The 19,560-nt window shown below is 30.9% G+C and carries 22 protein-coding genes and 1 pseudogene; 12 read left to right on the top strand and 11 right to left on the bottom strand.

Annotation, left to right across the window (positions count from 1 at the left end; all coding sequences use genetic code 11):
* Positions 1 to 127: 127 nt before the first annotated feature.
* The 4 genes from KA893_RS08320 to arsC are packed head-to-tail and all read left to right on the top strand — an operon-like array spanning position 128 to position 2,804.
* A complete protein-coding gene (locus tag KA893_RS08320) occupies positions 128 to 727 on the top strand; it encodes a recombinase family protein (RefSeq protein WP_075339867.1) in 600 nt (199 codons plus the stop codon).
* 60 nt (positions 728 to 787) lie between these two features.
* Positions 788 to 1,102 (top strand): As(III)-sensing metalloregulatory transcriptional repressor ArsR, encoded by a 315-nt coding sequence (gene arsR / locus KA893_RS08315; RefSeq protein WP_000120603.1) that lies wholly within the window; start codon positions 788 to 790, stop codon positions 1,100 to 1,102.
* Complete coding sequence (arsB, locus tag KA893_RS08310; protein WP_162835587.1) at positions 1,099 to 2,391, top strand: arsenite efflux transporter membrane subunit ArsB; 1,293 nt, start codon at positions 1,099 to 1,101, stop codon at positions 2,389 to 2,391. Before arsR ends, arsB begins: the two co-directional genes overlap by 4 nt.
* Before the next feature lie 17 nt (positions 2,392 to 2,408).
* Positions 2,409 to 2,804 carry an arsenate reductase (thioredoxin) gene (arsC, locus tag KA893_RS08305; protein ID WP_003756625.1) on the top strand — a complete coding sequence of 132 codons (396 nt, stop codon included), beginning with the start codon at positions 2,409 to 2,411 and terminating at the stop codon, positions 2,802 to 2,804.
* A 118-nt stretch (positions 2,805 to 2,922) separates the two neighbouring features.
* Here arsC and KA893_RS08300 read toward each other — a convergent pair whose 3' ends face one another.
* Complete coding sequence (locus KA893_RS08300; protein ID WP_002482464.1) at positions 2,923 to 4,365, bottom strand: sucrose-specific PTS transporter subunit IIBC; 1,443 nt, start codon at positions 4,363 to 4,365, stop codon at positions 2,923 to 2,925.
* Between the two features lie 126 nt (positions 4,366 to 4,491).
* The gene (locus KA893_RS08295; protein ID WP_002482463.1) at positions 4,492 to 5,067 is read right to left on the bottom strand and encodes a peptidoglycan recognition protein family protein; all 576 of its coding nucleotides are present in this window, start codon (positions 5,065 to 5,067) and stop codon (positions 4,492 to 4,494) included.
* 236 nt (positions 5,068 to 5,303) lie between these two features.
* Between KA893_RS08295 and rsp the strand changes: the two genes are divergently transcribed.
* Complete coding sequence (gene rsp / locus KA893_RS08290) at positions 5,304 to 7,409, top strand: AraC family transcriptional regulator Rsp (RefSeq protein ID WP_069821558.1); 2,106 nt, start codon at positions 5,304 to 5,306, stop codon at positions 7,407 to 7,409.
* 157 nt (positions 7,410 to 7,566) lie between these two features.
* Entirely contained in the window at positions 7,567 to 7,914 is a 348-nt protein-coding gene (locus tag KA893_RS08285; protein ID WP_011302465.1) for a DUF4889 domain-containing protein, read from the top strand.
* Between the two features lie 181 nt (positions 7,915 to 8,095).
* Here KA893_RS08285 and KA893_RS08280 read toward each other — a convergent pair whose 3' ends face one another.
* Together KA893_RS08280 and KA893_RS08275 are read right to left on the bottom strand one after the other, a co-directional pair.
* Positions 8,096 to 9,370: a cation:dicarboxylate symporter family transporter gene (locus KA893_RS08280; RefSeq protein ID WP_075339869.1), complete on the bottom strand. Its 1,275-nt coding sequence runs from the start codon at positions 9,368 to 9,370 to the stop codon at positions 8,096 to 8,098.
* 486 nt (positions 9,371 to 9,856) lie between these two features.
* Positions 9,857 to 10,213: a DUF3139 domain-containing protein gene (locus KA893_RS08275; RefSeq protein ID WP_011302462.1), complete on the bottom strand. Its 357-nt coding sequence runs from the start codon at positions 10,211 to 10,213 to the stop codon at positions 9,857 to 9,859.
* Between the two features lie 378 nt (positions 10,214 to 10,591).
* Here KA893_RS08275 and KA893_RS08270 point away from each other — a divergent pair, with 378 nt between their 5' ends.
* From KA893_RS08270 to KA893_RS08260, 3 genes are all read left to right on the top strand, one after another.
* A complete protein-coding gene (locus KA893_RS08270) occupies positions 10,592 to 11,032 on the top strand; it encodes a MarR family winged helix-turn-helix transcriptional regulator (protein ID WP_037537787.1) in 441 nt (146 codons plus the stop codon).
* A 247-nt stretch (positions 11,033 to 11,279) separates the two neighbouring features.
* Positions 11,280 to 11,648 carry an Hsp20 family protein gene (locus tag KA893_RS08265; protein WP_002482457.1) on the top strand — a complete coding sequence of 123 codons (369 nt, stop codon included), beginning with the start codon at positions 11,280 to 11,282 and terminating at the stop codon, positions 11,646 to 11,648.
* A 36-nt stretch (positions 11,649 to 11,684) separates the two neighbouring features.
* Positions 11,685 to 12,119 carry an Hsp20/alpha crystallin family protein gene (locus KA893_RS08260; protein ID WP_041079231.1) on the top strand — a complete coding sequence of 145 codons (435 nt, stop codon included), beginning with the start codon at positions 11,685 to 11,687 and terminating at the stop codon, positions 12,117 to 12,119.
* Between the two features lie 213 nt (positions 12,120 to 12,332).
* Here KA893_RS08260 and lip read toward each other — a convergent pair whose 3' ends face one another.
* From lip to KA893_RS08240, 4 genes are all read right to left on the bottom strand, one after another.
* Positions 12,333 to 13,445, bottom strand: coding sequence for a YSIRK-targeted triacylglycerol lipase (gene lip / locus KA893_RS08255; protein WP_277750876.1), 1,113 nt, complete (start codon positions 13,443 to 13,445; stop codon positions 12,333 to 12,335).
* A gap of 526 nt (positions 13,446 to 13,971) precedes the next feature.
* Complete coding sequence (locus KA893_RS08250) at positions 13,972 to 14,646, bottom strand: YSIRK-type signal peptide-containing protein (RefSeq protein WP_081377940.1); 675 nt, start codon at positions 14,644 to 14,646, stop codon at positions 13,972 to 13,974.
* Between the two features lie 363 nt (positions 14,647 to 15,009).
* Complete coding sequence (locus KA893_RS08245) at positions 15,010 to 15,549, bottom strand: GNAT family N-acetyltransferase (protein ID WP_002482453.1); 540 nt, start codon at positions 15,547 to 15,549, stop codon at positions 15,010 to 15,012.
* A 328-nt stretch (positions 15,550 to 15,877) separates the two neighbouring features.
* The gene (locus tag KA893_RS08240; RefSeq protein ID WP_069838176.1) at positions 15,878 to 16,702 is read right to left on the bottom strand and encodes a formate/nitrite transporter family protein; all 825 of its coding nucleotides are present in this window, start codon (positions 16,700 to 16,702) and stop codon (positions 15,878 to 15,880) included.
* A gap of 194 nt (positions 16,703 to 16,896) precedes the next feature.
* Between KA893_RS08240 and KA893_RS08235 the strand changes: the two genes are divergently transcribed.
* Together KA893_RS08235 and KA893_RS08230 are read left to right on the top strand one after the other, a co-directional pair.
* On the top strand, positions 16,897 to 17,298 hold the full coding sequence (locus KA893_RS08235) for an Rrf2 family transcriptional regulator (protein ID WP_011302455.1): 402 nt from the start codon (positions 16,897 to 16,899) through the stop codon (positions 17,296 to 17,298).
* A 22-nt stretch (positions 17,299 to 17,320) separates the two neighbouring features.
* Positions 17,321 to 17,521 (top strand): annotated as a pseudogene (locus tag KA893_RS08230) (family 1 glycosylhydrolase); the annotation flags it as partial.
* Between the two features lie 306 nt (positions 17,522 to 17,827).
* On the opposite strand, the gene KA893_RS08225 reads toward KA893_RS08230, so the two are convergent.
* From KA893_RS08225 to KA893_RS08215, 3 genes are all read right to left on the bottom strand, one after another.
* Positions 17,828 to 18,004 (bottom strand): hypothetical protein, encoded by a 177-nt coding sequence (locus KA893_RS08225; protein ID WP_037537755.1) that lies wholly within the window; start codon positions 18,002 to 18,004, stop codon positions 17,828 to 17,830.
* 86 nt (positions 18,005 to 18,090) lie between these two features.
* Positions 18,091 to 18,564 (bottom strand): SRPBCC family protein, encoded by a 474-nt coding sequence (locus tag KA893_RS08220; protein WP_069821560.1) that lies wholly within the window; start codon positions 18,562 to 18,564, stop codon positions 18,091 to 18,093.
* Positions 18,565 to 19,158 (bottom strand): helix-hairpin-helix domain-containing protein, encoded by a 594-nt coding sequence (locus tag KA893_RS08215; protein ID WP_002482448.1) that lies wholly within the window; start codon positions 19,156 to 19,158, stop codon positions 18,565 to 18,567. It lies immediately after the preceding gene.
* Between the two features lie 142 nt (positions 19,159 to 19,300).
* Here KA893_RS08215 and KA893_RS08210 point away from each other — a divergent pair.
* The coding region (locus KA893_RS08210; protein ID WP_210125730.1) for a PadR family transcriptional regulator at positions 19,301 to 19,560 on the top strand (260 nt) is incomplete at its 3' end.

Below are 19,560 nucleotides of genomic sequence, written 5' to 3'. Positions count from 1 at the left end.
TTAATGCAACTTTTGCAAGTTATTAAATTCTGTTATTTAGGGTTTACCCTAATCGAACAATAAAAAATACTTGTAAAATGCTATTTTCGTTTGTATGATTAGGGTGTATGAAAAAGGGGTGCTAAAAATGATAGTTGGTTATGCAAGAGTTTCGACCATTGATCAAAATTTAGATAGGCAAATTGAAAATTTGCAATCTTTTGGTGCTGAGAAAATTTTCACAGAAAAACAATCAGGTAAATCTATAGAAAACAGACCTGTTTTTCAAGAAGTATTAAATTTTTTAAGAATGGGAGATCGTTTAATTGTTGAATCTATTGATAGACTAGGAAGAAATTACGAGGAAATAATTCAAACAGTTAATTACTTAAAAGATAAAGAAGTTCAGCTCATGATAACGAGTTTACCTATGATGAATGAAGTCATTGGAAATCCACTACTAGATAAATTTATGAAAGATTTAATTATTCAAATTTTAGCAATGATTTCAGAACAAGAAAGAAATGAAAGTAAACGTCGACAAGCTCAAGGGGTTCAAGTCGCCAAAGAAAAAGGTATATATAAAGGGAGACCTGTTCTGTATTCTCCCAATGCTAAAGACCCACAAAAGCGTTTAGTTTATTACCGAGTTGTTGAATTACTTGAACAGGGTAAATCTATAAGTACTATAGCTAAAGAAGTTGGTATTACACGTCAAACTATATATAGAATAAAAAATAGTAAATAAAATAACATAGACAATAATCTATATAGATGTTAATCTATTTAATGTCTAGGAGGTTTATTCATGTCTTATAAAGAACTATCAACAATATTAAAAATTTTATCAGATCCAAGTAGGTTAGAAATATTAGATTTACTTTCTTGTGGTGAGCTATGCGCTTGTGACTTATTAGAACACTTTCAATTCTCACAACCTACACTAAGTCATCATATGAAGTCATTAGTAGATAATGAATTAGTTACAACACGAAAAGACGGCAATAAACATTGGTATCAACTTAATCATGCTATTTTAGATGATATTATCCAAAACTTGAACATCATTAATACATCTAATCAAAGATGTGTATGTAAAAATGTGAAATCAGGTGACTGTTGATGACTATTTTAGCAATTGTAATTTTTCTTTTAACTTTAACCTTTGTGATTTGGCAACCAAAAGGTTTAGATATTGGTATTACAGCTTTAATTGGAGCTGTTGTTGCTATCATTACAGGAGTCGTAAGTCTTTCTGATGTATTAGAAGTAACAGGTATTGTTTGGAATGCAACTTTAACTTTTGTGGCTGTTATTCTTATTTCATTAATATTAGATGAAATTGGTTTTTTTGAATGGTCTGCGATACATATGGTCAAGGCTTCAAACGGTAATGGCTTAAAAATGTTTGTTTTTATTATGTTACTTGGGGCAATTGTAGCAGCATTTTTCGCAAATGATGGTGCAGCTTTAATCTTAACGCCTATTGTATTAGCGATGGTAAGGAATCTAGGATTTAATCAAAAAGTGATTTTCCCCTTTATTATTGCCAGTGGTTTTATTGCTGATACTACATCACTTCCCTTAATTGTAAGTAACTTAGTTAATATCGTTTCTGCAGATTACTTCGATATTGGATTTATTGAATATTTTAGCCGAATGATCATTCCTAATATATTCTCTCTGATTGCTAGTATTCTCGTTTTATGGTTATATTTCAGAAAATCCATACCTAAAACGTTCGATACAGAAAATCTATCAGATCCTAAAAGTGCAATTAAAGATTCTAAGTTATTTAAGCTTTCATGGATAGTATTAGCAGTACTACTCGTTGGATATCTTGTTAGCGAGTTTATCCAAATTCCTGTATCAATTATTGCTGGTATTATTGCTTTTATCTTTGTAATATTAGCTCGTAAATCTAAAGCAGTTCATACAAAACAAGTGATTAAAGGTGCACCATGGAATATCGTTGTATTCTCTATTGGTATGTATCTTGTTGTGTTTGGACTAAAAAATGTAGGTATTACAACGATCCTTGGGGATGTTTTAACAAACATTTCAAATTATGGGTTATTTAGCAACATCATGGGTATGGGCTTTATAGCTGCTTTCTTATCTTCGATTATGAACAACATGCCAACTGTTTTAATAGATGCAATAGCGATTGGCCAATCCAGTGCTACAGGAATATTAAAAGAAGGCATGGTTTATGCGAATGTCATAGGTTCTGATTTAGGACCTAAAATTACGCCAATTGGTTCTTTAGCAACATTATTGTGGCTACATGTCTTAACACAAAAAGGTGTGAAGATTTCGTGGGGAACATACTTTAAAACTGGAATTATCATCACTATTCCAGTCCTATTTGTAACACTCTTAGGTTTATACCTTACACTAATCATATTTTAAGAAAAGGGGCTTTAATTATGGATAAGAAAACAATTTATTTTATATGTACAGGAAACTCTTGTCGTAGCCAAATGGCTGAAGGTTGGGGAAAGGAAATATTGGGTGAAGGTTGGAATGTCTATTCTGCTGGTATTGAAACACATGGTGTTAATCCTAAAGCAATAGAAGCTATGAAAGAAGTAGATATTGATATATCAAACCATACGTCAGACTTGATTGATAATGATATTTTAAAACAATCAGATTTGGTCGTAACGTTATGTAGTGATGCAGACGATAATTGTCCTATTTTACCACCAAACGTTAAAAAAGAGCATTGGGGTTTTGATGATCCAGCAGGTAAAGAATGGTCAGAATTCCAACGTGTTAGAGACGAGATTAAATTAGCTATAGAAAAGTTTAAATTGAGATAATCATAAACACCTCTTATTTAGTTAATAAGAGGTGTTTTGCCATTTAAAGAACAAAATTTGTGCCATATAACTCCAAAACTGACAATGTTTTCAACTTGTAATCTATAACAACTTTTAGCTATTTTGAAATGGCTTTATTCCCTTTTCTATAAGATAGCCCATATGTTAATCCAAATGCTACGATAAAGGCGATTAACATGCCTATCCCATAATGTAACCAGCCATTATGTTGGCCACTTATAGAAATAAAACCAGGGATTCCTGCCGTACCTAACGCGATTGCTTTCACTTTAAAGAAAGATATATAGGCTGCTCCTATACCTGAACCTACTATCGCACCAATAAAAGGATATCTAAGTTTTAAGTTAACACCAAACATAGCTGGTTCGGTAATACCTAATAATGCTGATATACCCGCTGCAGATGCGACGCCTTTAAGTTTTTTATTTTCTTTAACAATAAAGAAAGCTGCTAGTGATGCTGCACCTTGCGCAATATTCGACATTGTCGCAATTGGGAAAATAAATGACCCACCTGTTGAAGCACTATCTGCAATCAACTGTGTTTCAATCGCAATAAAGCTATGATGCATACCAGTAATTACAATAGGCGCATATAATAATCCGAAAATCAGACCGCCAATCGCACCACCAAATTCATACAGCCATGTTAAACCATCTGACAACCAATAGCCTAATGTCCGTGTAATTGGTCCTACAAATGAAAATGTAACAAATGCAGTAACTAATATAGATAATAATGGCGTAAGTAAATTATCTAAGACAGTTGGTACTACTTTACGTAGTGCTTTTTCAATTGTCGCAAGAATATATGCAGCCACTAACATAGGAAGCACTTGCCCCTGATAACCAACTTGGTTAATGTCTAAACCAAAGAGATTCCAGTGAGGGATTGCCTTACCTTCTTCTACAGCTTTCGGATAATCATAGGCATTCATTAAATCGGGATGTACCAATATCATCCCTAAAGCTGCACCAAGAAAGGCGTTGCCTCCAAACCGCTTCGCAGCACTAAAACCTATTAATATAGGTAACAATGTAAATGGTGCATTAGCAAAGACATTGATCATCTCAGCTAGCCCTTTAAACTGGTTATGTACGTCAATTAATGATTGACCATCATAAAAAATACCTGGTGCTGTTAAAATATTATTAATACCCATTAATAGACCACCAGCTACAATTGCCGGTATGATTGGTACAAAAATGTCCGATAACATTTTGACAAATCGCTGAAATGGATTCATATTTTTATTACCTTGTGCTTTCACTTCAGAAGTTGTAGAAGCTTCTTTACCTGTTATGTTTTCTAATTCATTAAACACTTTATTGACAGTACCAGAGCCAATAATAATTTGATATTGACCACCTGTTGAAAACGTTCCCTTAACGACATCCATATCATTCAATACTTTCTCATCAACTAAACTTTCATCCTTAAGAACAAGTCGTAAACGCGTAGCACAATGCGCCATTGCGTCTAGATTGTCTTCTCCTCCTATTGCATTTAATAGTTCTTCCGCAGACTTTTTATAATTCAATTAAATCCCTCCTCATTAAATGGAACCGGTACCAAAAATCTTTATCCTTATTGTAACCGGTTCCAACTAAGAACGCAATATCCTACTTTAATTATTTATTATTACATCTATGGCAACTACAACATATTACCCTACCGTTTTTAATTCTTCATCTGATATATAACTAGCATAGGACTTAATTCTTTCAATAAAATAATCTTGTAATTTTTGTATCGTTTGCTGATTTGTTTCTACGTTACCTAAATGAATTTTCCACGCTCGTGCAGGACATTCAGTGTCAAAAAATTCCTTATGCAATCTCACTGTTTCACGGTTTATAGGTAAATGATATTTGTTCAATATAAGTGCAGCCATTTTGAAACTAGCTTCTTCATTTCTCATAAATGCCTCATCATCTAAAACACCATTTATTTTAGATTGGCAACGTTCTATACCTACATAATGTGAATTAGCAAATGCGTTACCACAGTGCCATTCTATATATTCAGATGGATGAAACCAATAGCACGTATTAGCGTCTACATAGAGACATGCCCAGCCTTTCTCTAATTCATTTCTATTTATTCTGCGCTTCAACCACTCAATGTATGCTTTAGCTGTATAATTTTCAGCATCATCATGAAGTACTACGCCTAATACTTGTAATTTAGGTTCTGTGATCTTTTCTGTTTGTCTATAAAATTCAGAATAAATATGTTCCATTGTGAATCCTCCTTCGTATTTTTGAATTCATTTTAAAAATTAACTCTCTTCATTCGGAAAAATTATCCAACCTTAAAATTAAATTGTGGTAAATTTAATTTTAAGCTTTAAATCACTTTGTAAGATTTAAAATTATTTATATTTAAAGGATTAAAATTTTCAACTTTTTATAATATAATGTATTTTGTTCAATATATTTATAGCATGTTATTTTATTATCAGGAGTTGCTTTTACGATGGATAATACAACTTTATGTATTCATGAGTATTTAAACACCGTTACACGCCGTTGTATCAATCAAGTGATCTTATTGTTTTCACTGAGTAATCATTTAGACATAACTTTAAATGGAAGAAAAATCTCAGCTGGAAATAACATTATTATCATTAACCATAGTGATTTATATCAAATATCGAATGCACAACAAGTAGTTGAAATATGCATACCTATTAGACATTTTATAAAATTAGAAAAACACTTTTTCAATTCCAATTATAATTTTAAATTACTAAATTCTGAACCATATTTAAAATATCAAATTTTGACAATGGCGCAACAATTAAACCAATCATTTACTATTGATACTTCTCTAATGACAGAAATTATCACGAAATTAAACAAAGAAGCCAGAGTCGAATATGATACGCCTTATATTCCAACGATAGACACTGAAAATAGTTTATTAAATAAAATTACTGAATTTATTAATGCTAATATTTCACTACCTCTTTTATCTAAAGACGTGTCCAAATCATTCTATATCTCGGCATCTTATATTTCAATTCTGTTCAAAAAACATCTAGGCATGAGTTTTAAAAATTATATTACGAGCTTGAAAATTGCCCTTTCACTTTCCGAACTTGTTCAGAATAAGCAAACCATTTATCAGGTTTCCGAACAGTTTGGTTTTAATCATTATTCAAACTATACGCAACAATTTAAACATTTTATGCAAATGACACCAAATGAATTCAGAAAAAATGTTCAATCTAATCCTAAAATGATTGTTCAACTTGTTAATGAAGATATTAGCCAGTATCAAAGTGCTATAGATACTTATACCTCAGATAAACCGCAGACCATAAATCAAATCAACATTGAGTTAAATCAATTAACTTTTAATGATGCTATTAAATCACCTACTGTTTTTATACACGTTGATAATTTGATGGATATTGTGCAATCTGACTACAATACAAAGTTTAGCTTTAAAGATTTAACGAATGCCTATATTTTAATAAATAATAGTCGTAATTTAGCATTAGAAAATCTAAGTCTTACAGGTATGATTGACTTTATCGATGCTTTATTTTCAAATTATGTTGGTATTGCCATAAGAATTAAATCCTTAAATCAGTTTGATGTCATCGAGGATAGTATCTTTCAATTTTTAAAATATAAACCTGAGTACGTCAAACAAAATCGTGATTATAATTTCCTATTGTTACTAGATGCGACACATTTATCTCTAACAGATATTAATCGTTTATACATTAAAATCAAAAATTTCAATGTGAAGCTCAATATTAAAGTTGGCATCACAGTTGAAGGTGTCATAGAGCAGACACACTCATTAAAGAATGCGTCAAAATTATTAAATCGGTTTAATTTTGATTTTCATTTCATCGATATTGAGCAAGACAACGTACAAACATTACTTAACAAAAAAAGTACGCATTTCAATAACTCAATGAGTCATTTTGAATACTATAATAAACTCATCGAAGAAACACAAATTGATGCTTCAAAATTTGTTTATACGAAATTATCTAAAAAAGGTTTTTTACTTTATGACGGAAAACATCCCTTACAAATTACAGATTTAATGTGCCATATGCTTATCATGTTAAAAAGCGGTAGTGGCGTCGGCTATGAATTAATACGTAAAGAAAAATATGATATCGCCTTAATGAATAACCATGGTATTTATGAACCATTAATGTACTTATATCAATTTGTTAAACCTTTCATTAGTAAATATACAGCCATTCACCAAAACTATATTATTCTGCATGAAGATCATTCTATTCATCTTTTATTGTTTAACGCACCATATCAAAGATCATCAACACAAGATGTTCAAAAATTCATTTTAAAAGAAAAACATCTACCAGCTAAAACAACGTTGTTCATTCAAACATTGAACAGAGAGCATGGATTTGTTGATTATGCATTACCTTCTTCATTTAATGACACTTATATTGAAAGATCATTATTACGCTATATTGAAGATTCCACAATTCCTAAAGCTGAAATAAGACACTTCTCTCGTTCAGATTCACCATTATACTTCACTTTACATCATGATGAATTGAAATATATACGTATTTTACCATCTTAGAATCACACTAATGTTAAACTTAACTTAATTTACATCCCAATGAATCTGTACAATTATAGATTATTAACATGGTATCTGAATCATTTCATTTTGAATGGCAATGTTATAGAATGTTATTTGTAACAGAAACAAATAGTTTGAAAAGGAGCGTTGTACATTGAAAAATAGTAAAGTATTTGCTATATCGTTAAGTGTAATCATGTTAGTTATAGCTGTTGTATTGATTATAATGATGTTCACAAGTGGACAAAAAGAAACTTATTACGGATATATGAAAGATGCTACGACAGCTGATAAAGTCATAAGTGAAAAAGATCATAAAATTGAGAAGAATGTTAAGTTACCATCAAAGTCTGATTTTTCACCTAAAAAAGGAGACTTTGTTAAATTAGTAAAAGCTGACGGTGACGACACTTATAGTAAGATGGAAGTTGTAGATCATGACGATATTCCACATGGCTTAATGATGAAAATCCATGATATGGGCGGCATGAAGGGTATGTAAATATATTTTCCACATATCAAATTCGATATACTAAAATAGCTATGAAGAAATCTATAGTAGTAGATTTTTTCATAGCTATTTTTACATTTATAGAAATATGTCTCGTTCAAACTAATTATAAAAGCGTGAGAAGTAAAGTCAGTTTAGGAACTAAATGGTTTTCCACAACCGCTTTTTTTAATTAAATCGATTTTAAATATGCTTGTCCTTTTTCTTTATCATAAGCATTCTCCCATTTTGCTATAACAATTGTAGACAATGCATTCCCCATGACATTTACGCATGTTCTAACCATATCTAATATACGGTCAACACCTATAATTAACGCAAGTCCTTCTGCTGGTAAGCCCATAGATGTCAATGTTGTTATCAATACAACTATAGAAACCCCTGGTACACCTGCCATACCTTTAGACGCTACCATCAAAGTAACCATCAACATGATTTGCTGCCCTATGGACATATCGATACCATACATTTGTGCTACAAATAATGCTGCAATTGATTGATATAATGCTGATCCATCTAAGTTAAATGTATAGCCGATTGGTACGACAAAAGAGGTAATGTCTTTCGGTGAGCCAAAGCGTTCCATTTTTTGCATTATAATAGGTAGCACTGATTCAGAACTAGAAGTTGAAAAAGCTAAGATTAATTCGTTTTTCAAGATTTTCATTAAAGCAAAAATACTGACACCACATATTTTTGCAACAATGCCTAGTATGACTACTACAAAAAATATCATAGCGCCTATAACAACTAATAATAATTTTAACAATGTAATTAGTGCTGATGCACCAAACGTCATAATCGTTGTACAAATAAACGCAAACACACCAATAGGTGCAAGTTTAAGTATCTTGTTTATCATCCAAAAAACAGCTTCTAATGTACCTGATAAAAAGAGCTTTACAGGTTTAGCTTTTTGACCTATTGTCGATAAAGCAATACCAAAAAATACTGCAAAGAATATAATTGGTAACAATTCACCACTTGTCAAAGCTTCAAAAATATTGGTCGGTACAATATTGACAATCGTATCTATAAAATGGTTGCCATATGTAGATTGTTCTGCAGCTTTTGCTGAACTTTCATAATGACTTATATCCCCTTTAGGTAACTTATTTGGATCTAAGCCTGCGCCTGGTTTAAAAATATTAGCAAATATAATGCCTAATCCAATAGCAATTGTTGTTATAATTTCAAAATAAAGAATTGTTTTAAAACCATAACGACCCACTGTTTTAGATTCACCAACATTAGAAATAGATAAAGCTAGTGAACAAAATACTACTGGTATCACTATCATTTTTATTAAATTTAAAAAGATGTCCCCAAATGGTTTAATATAATTAGCAACGTCACTATGACCATAGAGCAATAAACCTACTATGACACCTAATACCAAAGCAATCATAACTTGCATTGGTAAACTTATTTTCTTAAATATTGTCATGATGTTTCTCCCCTTTTATAATATCGACTAATTATACCAAATTAAATCTTTTTTACACATCTATTTTTTCTACATTTTAAAACTTTATACACTTAAAATAACATAATTCATTTTTAATTATTATTTAAGTCACATAATTAAACCTTTACGACAATCAATACAAAGGCTTTAACAATAACATGCTTTTTTTCTTAACTTTAACTCTTTTTAGTATATATAGTAATTATGCGATGGAATTGAAATTTTTCTATTTAATTTTATATTTGAGTAACATAAAAAAATCATACTTCTTATATATTTAAAAGCCAGAAATTCTAACAAAACAGTATATTTACAAAAAAGAACGAATCCATAATAAATGGATTCGTCTTTTTTAAATATTAACTTTTAAGCGTGCTTGATAATCTACAGAAGTAACTCATATAATCATTTGATTTCTGTGTTATTCCTATTTTTAAAGCTTTCATACTTCAGCTATTTTATGAGCTAATCCTTAGGTTTGTAATCTTGTTTAAATGCATTGTGCTTCGCATCTTTAACATTTTTATTCGTTTCACTATCAAAACCTTGAACTAATATGCCTTTATAAGTACTAATCGGTTGAACAACATAAGTGTATTTTGGATCATCCTTAAACTCTACTTTTTTATAATACAATCCTTTTTTGGCACTATAAAGTGTCTTTTCTGTCTTAATTTTTTCTGTTAAATGCTTTTCGTCCATATAATGGTCAACTAAGTCCAAATTTTTATGACCTTGATACGTTCTCATACCAAAGAAAAATACGATAGCAATAATCAGTGATATGACCAATAGCCCTATGATTTTTAAAAATGTTTTCATCATTAAACTCCTTTTATTAAAACATAACCTTCTATAAACAATGATTAATCATAATTGTTGTAACTTTTTTATACATAAAACGATATGTATATATTAAAATCCATAATGTTATTATTATGACTGATTACAATTCATTAATAAAGTATTAAAGCACTTTTGTAACAAAATCTTCTTAAATTCATTACTCATTATAAGTAAATTACGCCCTGTCATTTGTTAAGAATAAATCCTATCAAATGAGTTGGTTTTCTATATATTGTTTTGCATTATGTATTATATATAAAATATTATAACGAGAGTGTAAAAGAGGCGCACAACTGTTGCTTGACAATAGACAACGTTCATAATAAGGTTAACTTTCATAAGGGGTGATTTATAATGGAGGAAAAAGACAACACGTTAGAACGACAACTATGTTTTCTTTTTTATGTTTCTTCTAAAGAGATAATTAAGAAATATACATCTTATTTAAAAGAATTCGATTTAACATATACAGGCTACATTGTTTTATTGGCAATCGGAGTGGAAGAAAAATTAAATATTAAAACACTAGGTGCACGTGTTTTTCTAGATTCAGGTACACTTACACCATTATTAAAAAAACTAGAGAAAAAAGGTTACGTGACTAGAACACGTGAAATTGATGATGAGCGCAATTTACAAATAGCGCTTACAACAAAAGGTAAAGATATTAAAGAACCACTTTCTAATATATCTAAACAAGTCTTTAGCGAATTTGATATGGAAGTTGATGAAGCGATTGACTTAAAAGAAACATTACAAAATTTTGTTAACAAGCATTTCCAACAAAATATTTAATTTACGATGGATAAGTTAAAGTTAGAAGTACATTTTATAATTATTTTTGACTTTACTTATCTTTTTTTAACTACCACTGTATTTCACTATTTTTGCCATATGTAGTTGTATAAATCTATTTACATATATTTATTTAATGAACGCCCTATTACAAGTGGTGTTTTTTTATGTCTAATGCTTTGACTTTGACTTTCTTTGACTATAGTATTATACTGTAGTTGTAAGGTTAAAGGAGAGGTGATTAGAGATGATACAAAATACCAGTAATCTTCCACAAGATTTATTAGAAAGTTTATTATCAGATCATCATGAATTCAAAGTAAACGTTTATCAGTCAGATAATCAATACACAGTTGAAGCTGAGCTCCCTGGTTATCAAAAAGAACATATTTCAATCAATTATGAAGATAAAACACTAACAATTACTGCAAAACATTCAGATGCACAGCAAGATGAGATGACATATCTTATCAAAGAGCGTAGTACTGATGAACAAAGCAGACAATTTATATTCAAAAACATCGATACAAATGCTATTAAAGCCACAATGGATGATGGCATTTTATCTGTTATGCTACCAATCAAACAAACAAAAACACAAATTTCAATAGACTAAATTTTTATAAAATAATATTTAAAGGAGAGATGTACGATGGCTTTTGATATGAGACCGTTTAACAATTCATTTTTTGAAGGAAATCCTGGAGATTTATTTAAAGATTTTGGACGTCAGTTTTTTGAGCAATTCCCAGATAGTACAAGCATTAAATCAGACGTAAAAGAACTAGATAATGCCTATGTCGTGGAAGCTGAACTCCCTGGTTTTCAAAAAGAAAATATTAGTTTACAGTTTGAAAACAATGTTTTAACTATTGAAGGAAAACAAGTTATTGAAAACAATGAGGAAGATGAAGCAGGTCGTCTAATTCATCAAGAACGTAGTACGAGCAACGTCAAACGTCAATACCCATTTGAAAATGTTGATGAAAATGCTATTAAAGCTTTATATGAGAATGGCATGTTAAATGTAACATTACCTAAAAAAACACAAGAAGAACGTTCTTCATCTAATATTCAAATAGACTAACGATAATGAACGTTTACACGAGTTAATTTTTATAGTAAAAATCATAACGGTAGAGTCACTTTATTGGTGACTCTACCGTTTTTCTTTATGTTGATTTATTGGGTTTCCCCTACCTACACATAGGCTAATAAGTATGTACATATAAGCATATTAGAAAACCCATCTCCAAAATTTATGGAAATGGGCAATAACTTTATTTAGCTTATTGGTAGTTTAGACAGCTAGATTTCTATTTTCAGATTCCTCTACGCGCATTAAATGATCAACAATACCGGTATAAAATTGTTCTAATTCTTCACCAGTGCGTTTATAATCTGTAGGATCCATACCAACAAAATCCATATGATCCCAATCCTTTTTAACTGGTAAGACTTGCCAAATACCTTTTTCATTAGCTGAACTAATATCTGTTACATTTTTATAGGCTTGTCCATTTGGATATAAGGCTGAAATAGTAGGTACAATACCATCATTTAATCTCAATTGCTGATTCTTATCTTTACCAATGATCCGACTTGTTAAATCCATTAGTGGATATTGTCTAATATTTGGAACATGTTTGCCAGATAATGTTGCATGTGAAGCTTCCCCAGCATATGACGTATAAACAATATTAGGATTCAGTGAGGTATTTTGATTTAATTGTTCCGAACCTTCGGCTGTTAAGTCAGTTAATGCATTATCCTTTGTATCCCATAAAGGACTATTCTTTATACGTTTTGAGTATTCGATATAACTTTCATTTGGATGCTGTTTGAATCCCCATTGACTAAAACCTAAATCTAAATTTGAAAAACGATTACCGCTGACTTTACCAATATCATTTAGTATTTTTTTCGCAAAGTCACGATTACCTAAATTATCAGATGCGGCCGAACCATTATGAGGTGTTACTAAAGTGGTTATAGAAGATATCATATTATCCTTTTGCTCTTTGAAAAGTGGTGAAATCTCTCCACCATGTTCCTTTTGATAAGCTATTTCTTCGGGACTACCGTAACGTAACATTTGTTCAAGTAGACGAATGGTTTGACCACCCATGCTATGTCCAATCAAATGTATTTTTTGACCAGGTTGCCAATTGGGCATAATGCCTTCATAAGTTCTTCCATATCGGTGATGTCCATATTTTTCCGCATGTGCTTGAGCATAATCTACACGACCGCCTTTGATATAATAATAAAGTTCCGTTGCTCTATCATGGTTACTACTGAAAGTACCAACTGTAGCTTCATGAAATTCATACCCTGACTTTTCAAATTGCTCTTTGATATGGAATTTATCCCCACCCCAATAATTAGGGTAAAAAAACAGGTCTATTTTCACCTACGCCACCAAAGAAACCGTGTACTAAAATCAGCGAGTATTTATTTTTATATTCACCTTGTTTTGCAGTTTTTGAATCTTTAAGTAACTTATCCGCCTCTACTTCTTCAGCATCAGCACGTTTTCGAGGTGTAGCTGTTTCATTTTCAACTTTATCTTTTGCTTTATAAGGACTATCTTTCGCGTTTGGATCTAAATCTACTTTTTCTGTATCAAATTTTGTTTTTGTTTTTAAATTATTCTTATCACCATTATTTTCTATACGTTGTGGTTCTTGTGTTGTTTCATCTTCTGTGAGGCTTTGTTGGTCTTGTTGCTCATTTTTTGTGTCTTCTTTTGAATTAATATCAGCCGCAGTTTCTGGTTTAGCTTTATCTTCTGATGAAGTTGGATTCGCTTTTACGTCTGCTTGATCATCTACTTTTTCATTTTTAACATTTGATGTTTCTGTTGAATCTTCTTGAGTTTCAACTTCCGATGATTGACGTTTTTCTTTTTGTTCATCACTTAAATTAGATGAACTTGCTTAATGGTCTATCTCACTATCATTTTCATCAGCCGTTGATTGTTTATCTGCTGTATTTTCATTTAGTTTACCTGTATCAACTTTATTATCTGATGAATGCTTATCAGATGCATTAGGAGTACCCTGTTCATCATCTTTTGCTTGATTTTGTTCTATTGATGGATTAAATTCTTTTTTTTCTGAATTTTCATCTTCTACTTTATTGCTATCTTCTTTCTTTTCTTGATTATCATTGTTTTGGTTTGATTCAGGAATTTTTTCCGTCTTTATATCTTCGGTCGAATTTTCTTGTTTAATTGGTGGTTGTTGAGATTTAGACTCTACTTTTGTAGACGTATTTGAGCTATCATTGTTAGCTTGTGATTGGTTTGTATTTTGAGGTTCATCTTGTGGTTGTGCTTGAAGATTTTTTGTTTGGTCATCCGTTGATTTGACATCAGTGGCATTACTTGCGTTTTCATTTGTAACTGACGGCGATATTGCACGATTTGACTCGTCTTTCGCTGAAGTTTGTTCATTCTTTAATTCATTACTTGAAGATTCACTTGCAAATGACACATTTCCGCTAGCAATAAAAAATGTAGCCGCTAATACAGATACTGTGCCGATAGAATATTTTCTTATACTGAATCTTTGCCTCGAATTACCATTTTTTTGGATATTGTTTTTCTTCAAAAAATCACCTCTAAATTATTTTTTGTGAAACTACATCCTTTGTTAATAATTTCCGCAAAAATTATAAATAACTGTATATATAAGATAACTTATTTTATATTGAAGTAAATTAATTTCTATTATTAATACATTTCTTTAATGCATAATTTATTAAAATCTCATTTAAAAAGCAACTTTTGTATAGTTAAATGTAATTGCTAATCATTGGAAAAATTAAGGTTTATTTCTTTATAAAATTAAAAGTAAACCTAAATGCGATTTCGATATCATTTGTTGTGTTTATCAGTTTTATCTTATATAAAATCATCAAAAAAGGAATCCTCTTATTCAACTAATAAAAGGATTCCCTGACTCATATATTTATTAATGGAATGGTGGTTTTCCCAACACATCTTCATCAAATCTTTCTGGTATAAGTACTTTTCTCATGATAACACCTAAATCGCCATCTTCACTTTCATGTTCATTATAAATTTCATATCCACGTTTTTTATAAATATCTAGAAGCCACGGGTGTTTACGGGCTGAGGTACCTAAAGTTACAGCTGGTACTTTAAGTGTATCTCGTAAAAATGTTTCTTCTACATATTTTAACAATTTACTACCTATCCCTTTACCATCATATGAAGGCTTAGTTGCAAACCACCACACAAATGGATATATGGAAATACGTCGTTTACTTTCCCATGGAAAACGCACTGTTATAGTTGAAATGATTTCTTTATCATCTTCTAATACAAATGTAGTATTTTTTGTTAGATTATCTTTTACCAAAGCTAAATCAGCATTGACAGATGGCCAATCAATTCCCAATTCTCTTAATGGTGTAAAAGCCTCATGCATAAGTTGTTGTAGCGCTTCTGCATCTGACTCTGTTGCAATTCTTATATTGTAATCAGACATGTTGTCACTCCTATCATTCCCAAGCTTATTAAGTCATTAAAATAAAATGATTTTCATAAAACTTATTTTTAAATTATATAAATACAATATGTCTTCTTTATAATCGAGTCAATTGATATGTTTTAGAATATAGATCCAATACTTACGTGAAGGCAAAACAATCACACTTTGCTATCATGTTTTCGTGAATCTACGTCAACATTAATTGCTGTTTATAGCGTCACAAGTGTTAAAGCTATTGTGTATACATTATGTATTTGTAAATCAATCAGTTATAGCACTATTGATTAAATTTTAGAGATACTAACTGTTTTCATAGATGCTCATTTTATGATTTACTATGCCAACTATCTCTTCTACCATTCAAATATGCATAAACTAACCCTACGAAAATACCTCCACCGATAAAATTACCAATAAACGCGCAGACAATATTTTTCAATACATGTAACCATGCTACCGCGTCGAAATCATAAAAAACCATACCTGAATACAACCCAGCATTAAACACAACATGCTCGTATCCCATAAATACAAATACAATCACTCCACAAGCGATGAAAAATGCTTTGGATAAACCATCTTTAAATTGAATTGATACATAGATGCCGATATTAATAAAGAAATTACAAAAAATCGCTTTTACTAAAATCGCATACCAACTACTATCAATGGTTTTGCCGTCGACCATACTAGTTAAGCTACTGATCATTTCTGGTGTCATAATAGGTGTAAATTTCATTAATGCAAAAAGTATAAAACCACCGATTATATTAAATAAGAAACAAACCAACATAATACCTAACGCTTTATTCATACCAATGATTTTATAATACCATCCCACTGTCAGATACATAAAATTACTAGTTAATAATTCTGAATTAGTTAACACAATCAACACCAATGCTAAACTAAAAGAAATGGCGCCCATCAGATTCACTAAACCTTCATTCGTTCCTGCAAATTGTGTTTTGATACCTAGCATAAATACTGTAACAATAGCTAATAGAAATCCTGACATAATGGATTTTAGTGCATAGCGTCCTGGAGTTTGGCTAAACATGACTTCTTTCATTTGTACTTGATTATTAATATTTTCAATTGTTTCTTTTGACGTATATGTATCGTTTATACACTTGCCATTATCAACCATAAATCATTCGCACCCCTTATCAATTTTTAAAAAATCAAATTTTGCTAACAATATTATTATAAGAGTTTATACCTATACTTAATAGTCGTTTTAGAACATTTTATTAAATTAATACATTGCACGTTTAAATAATATATCGTAAACTCTACTTGTAACTAAAATTTACACAAGCACTAGCAAAAGGAGTCTTAATCTTGAACACTCAATTTTCTGTGTCCATACACATTCTTACACTATTAGCCACTGAAAAAGAACCAGTGTCTAGTCAATATATAGCAGATAGCATCAATAGTAATGCCACACTAGTTCGTAAAATATGTCGTTATTTAAGAGACGGTCATTATATTCAAAGTAGTCAAGGTATCTCGGGATACAGTCTATCTTCTTCCGCAAATGAGATTCACTTAGGCGACCTATACCAGCTTATCTTTTCAGAAACAATGCATTTCGCAAAAATTCATAAAGATACCAATCAACATTGTCATGTAGGTAAAAATATTAGCCATGCGCTAGATGAAATTTATAGTGAAGTTGATACAACCATAATTAATAAACTAAACACGTATACAATCCAATCGGTCATTGATCATTTTTAAAAATGCTTACGTAACTTACTTTTTAATGGGTTATACACCATGGAGACTCATTGATATTATTTCATTTACAACTGGAGAAATGAAAAAACGTTATGGTCTCATTTATGTAGATAGAGATAATGAAGGACATGGTACTTTAGAACGTAAGAAAAAAGCTTCCTTTGATTGGTACCGTAATGTGATTAAAACAAATGGTGAGTCCCTCAATCAATATGATAAATAAAACAGCCTGAGACAAAATAGATGTCTCAGGCTGTTTTCAATTAGGCAGTAGATGACTGAATTAAAATATAAAGACTCACTTGTTTAAAGAAATGATTTTTCCATTCCCATGGAAACGAGACGCTCTAATGCATAAGCCAAACCCTATATACCACATGAAATTTCTAGAAAGACATATACATGAGCATTAGTTCAGGTGAACCTTTATACAAGTCATCGTTGCCTTGATTGCATAGGTGGGAGTACGAAATCTCTATTAGAAAATTTGATTTCTGCCCCTCCCCTTTTTGGTTAAACAACTATAGTATTATTGTTTAAATTTACTTAAAAAATGTAGACCATAGGCAAAAATACCATATCCAGCTAATGTACGTAAGAACCATTTAAATGTATGACTACTTAAGGTTTTTTCATTTAATAATAGTGTAGGAATTAATGTACTAAATGAATACAAACCAAGTACTTTCATGTAACGTTTATTCAATACACACACCTCTTTTCAATACTATTATATCGAAAAACGCTAAATGATTACTATGCCAATTCCAACATTTTTTTGAAGTTTTACTGTTATAAAGTTTCTAATAATGTCTCTAAGTTATCAAACGTACTATTCATACCTTCTTCGACACCCATATCTAATAATTGTTGTGCCGCTTTAGGGTCGGGTAATACAGCAACTGAAGTAAGTTTTGCTACACCATTATCGTTATCTTCAATATGAATCGTATTGTGCATACCAGCCATTTTTTGATCAATATTACCATCTTTATCTGCAAAATAATCATTATAATCAATCAGCGTGGGTTGTATCACTTCGTTATATTGCGTTACAGTATAGCTCGTACCTTGTGGTGCGCGTATAGCAAAAAAGGCATTCCCACCCGTTTGTACATCAAATTCATACACTTCTGTAGTGGCACCTTGTGGGTGAAACCATTTTTCAAATAAATTTTGGTCTGTATATGCTTTAAAAATTTGTTCTGCAGTAGTTTTAAATTCCCTCGTAAATATGATGTTATTTTCTACAATTTTTACACTCATTTATGATTCTCCTTCATTCATTATTATATATGATGTTATTGATTTAACTTTGGCATCTTTACGGTGACTTGTAAATTCAAACATATCAGCAAAATAAATCGTTGTACCATTTTCCAAAATCTGCGTACCATGCAATGCACCAGATTTACCGTGACTTATATTCATTTTCACATCTATGGATACAATAGTTTCTTTGTGGTCTTCAAGCTCTTGATAAAATGCGTCAAATCCAGTTAATTGAAATGCGTCTACTACTTCCCATTTAAAGTCCTCTGCAACGATCGCTTGCAATTTGTCTTTATCCACAAGTGCTGAGCCAATTAAAAAATCTAGCATGACTCTTCTCTTAGGTGCGTTATCACATTTCAAATCACCAGTTAAGTGAAATGGCACATCAAATCCAATATCCTCTTTAAAATTCATGTTATGTTTTTTCAAGTTATCTTCCAATATATCCATTGCTTTCGGTCCTACACCATGTATTGCTAATAATGTCGTTCTATCATATCCAGCAACATCTTCTAATGTTTTTACCCCTATATGGTGTAATGCATTCGTCGCTGGTTTCCCTATTTTAGGTAAATCTATCGTCATTTTATCAACCCCTTCTTTTTAATAACTATACCCAATTTAAAAAGTGATTAATTTTTAAACAACTATCTTTTATTGAAAGATAGTTGACCTTAATCAAAATTTATACTATCTTTTATTATAAGATAGTGAAAAGAGGGATTATATGTCAATATCTGATCAAATAATGAAAGGATTGTTAGATGGAGCTATTTTAGGTTTAATTGCACAAGGCGAAACATATGGCTATGAAATATTAGACAAATTAAAATCACAACAATTTCCAGAAATCAGTGATGGCAGTATTTATCCAGTATTATTACGCTTAAATAAAAAAGGTTATGTTACAAGTGTTTCTAAAAAATCGATGACTGGTGGACCTAAACGTAAATATTACTCAATTACTGATAAAGTCCGTATAATTGT

This window comes from Staphylococcus sp. GDY8P126P, assembly GCF_017891965.1.
GTDB classification, from domain to species: domain Bacteria; phylum Bacillota; class Bacilli; order Staphylococcales; family Staphylococcaceae; genus Staphylococcus; species Staphylococcus saprophyticus.
Note: the sequence above shows the minus strand (reverse complement) of the source record. Positions and strands in the feature narration are given on the sequence as shown.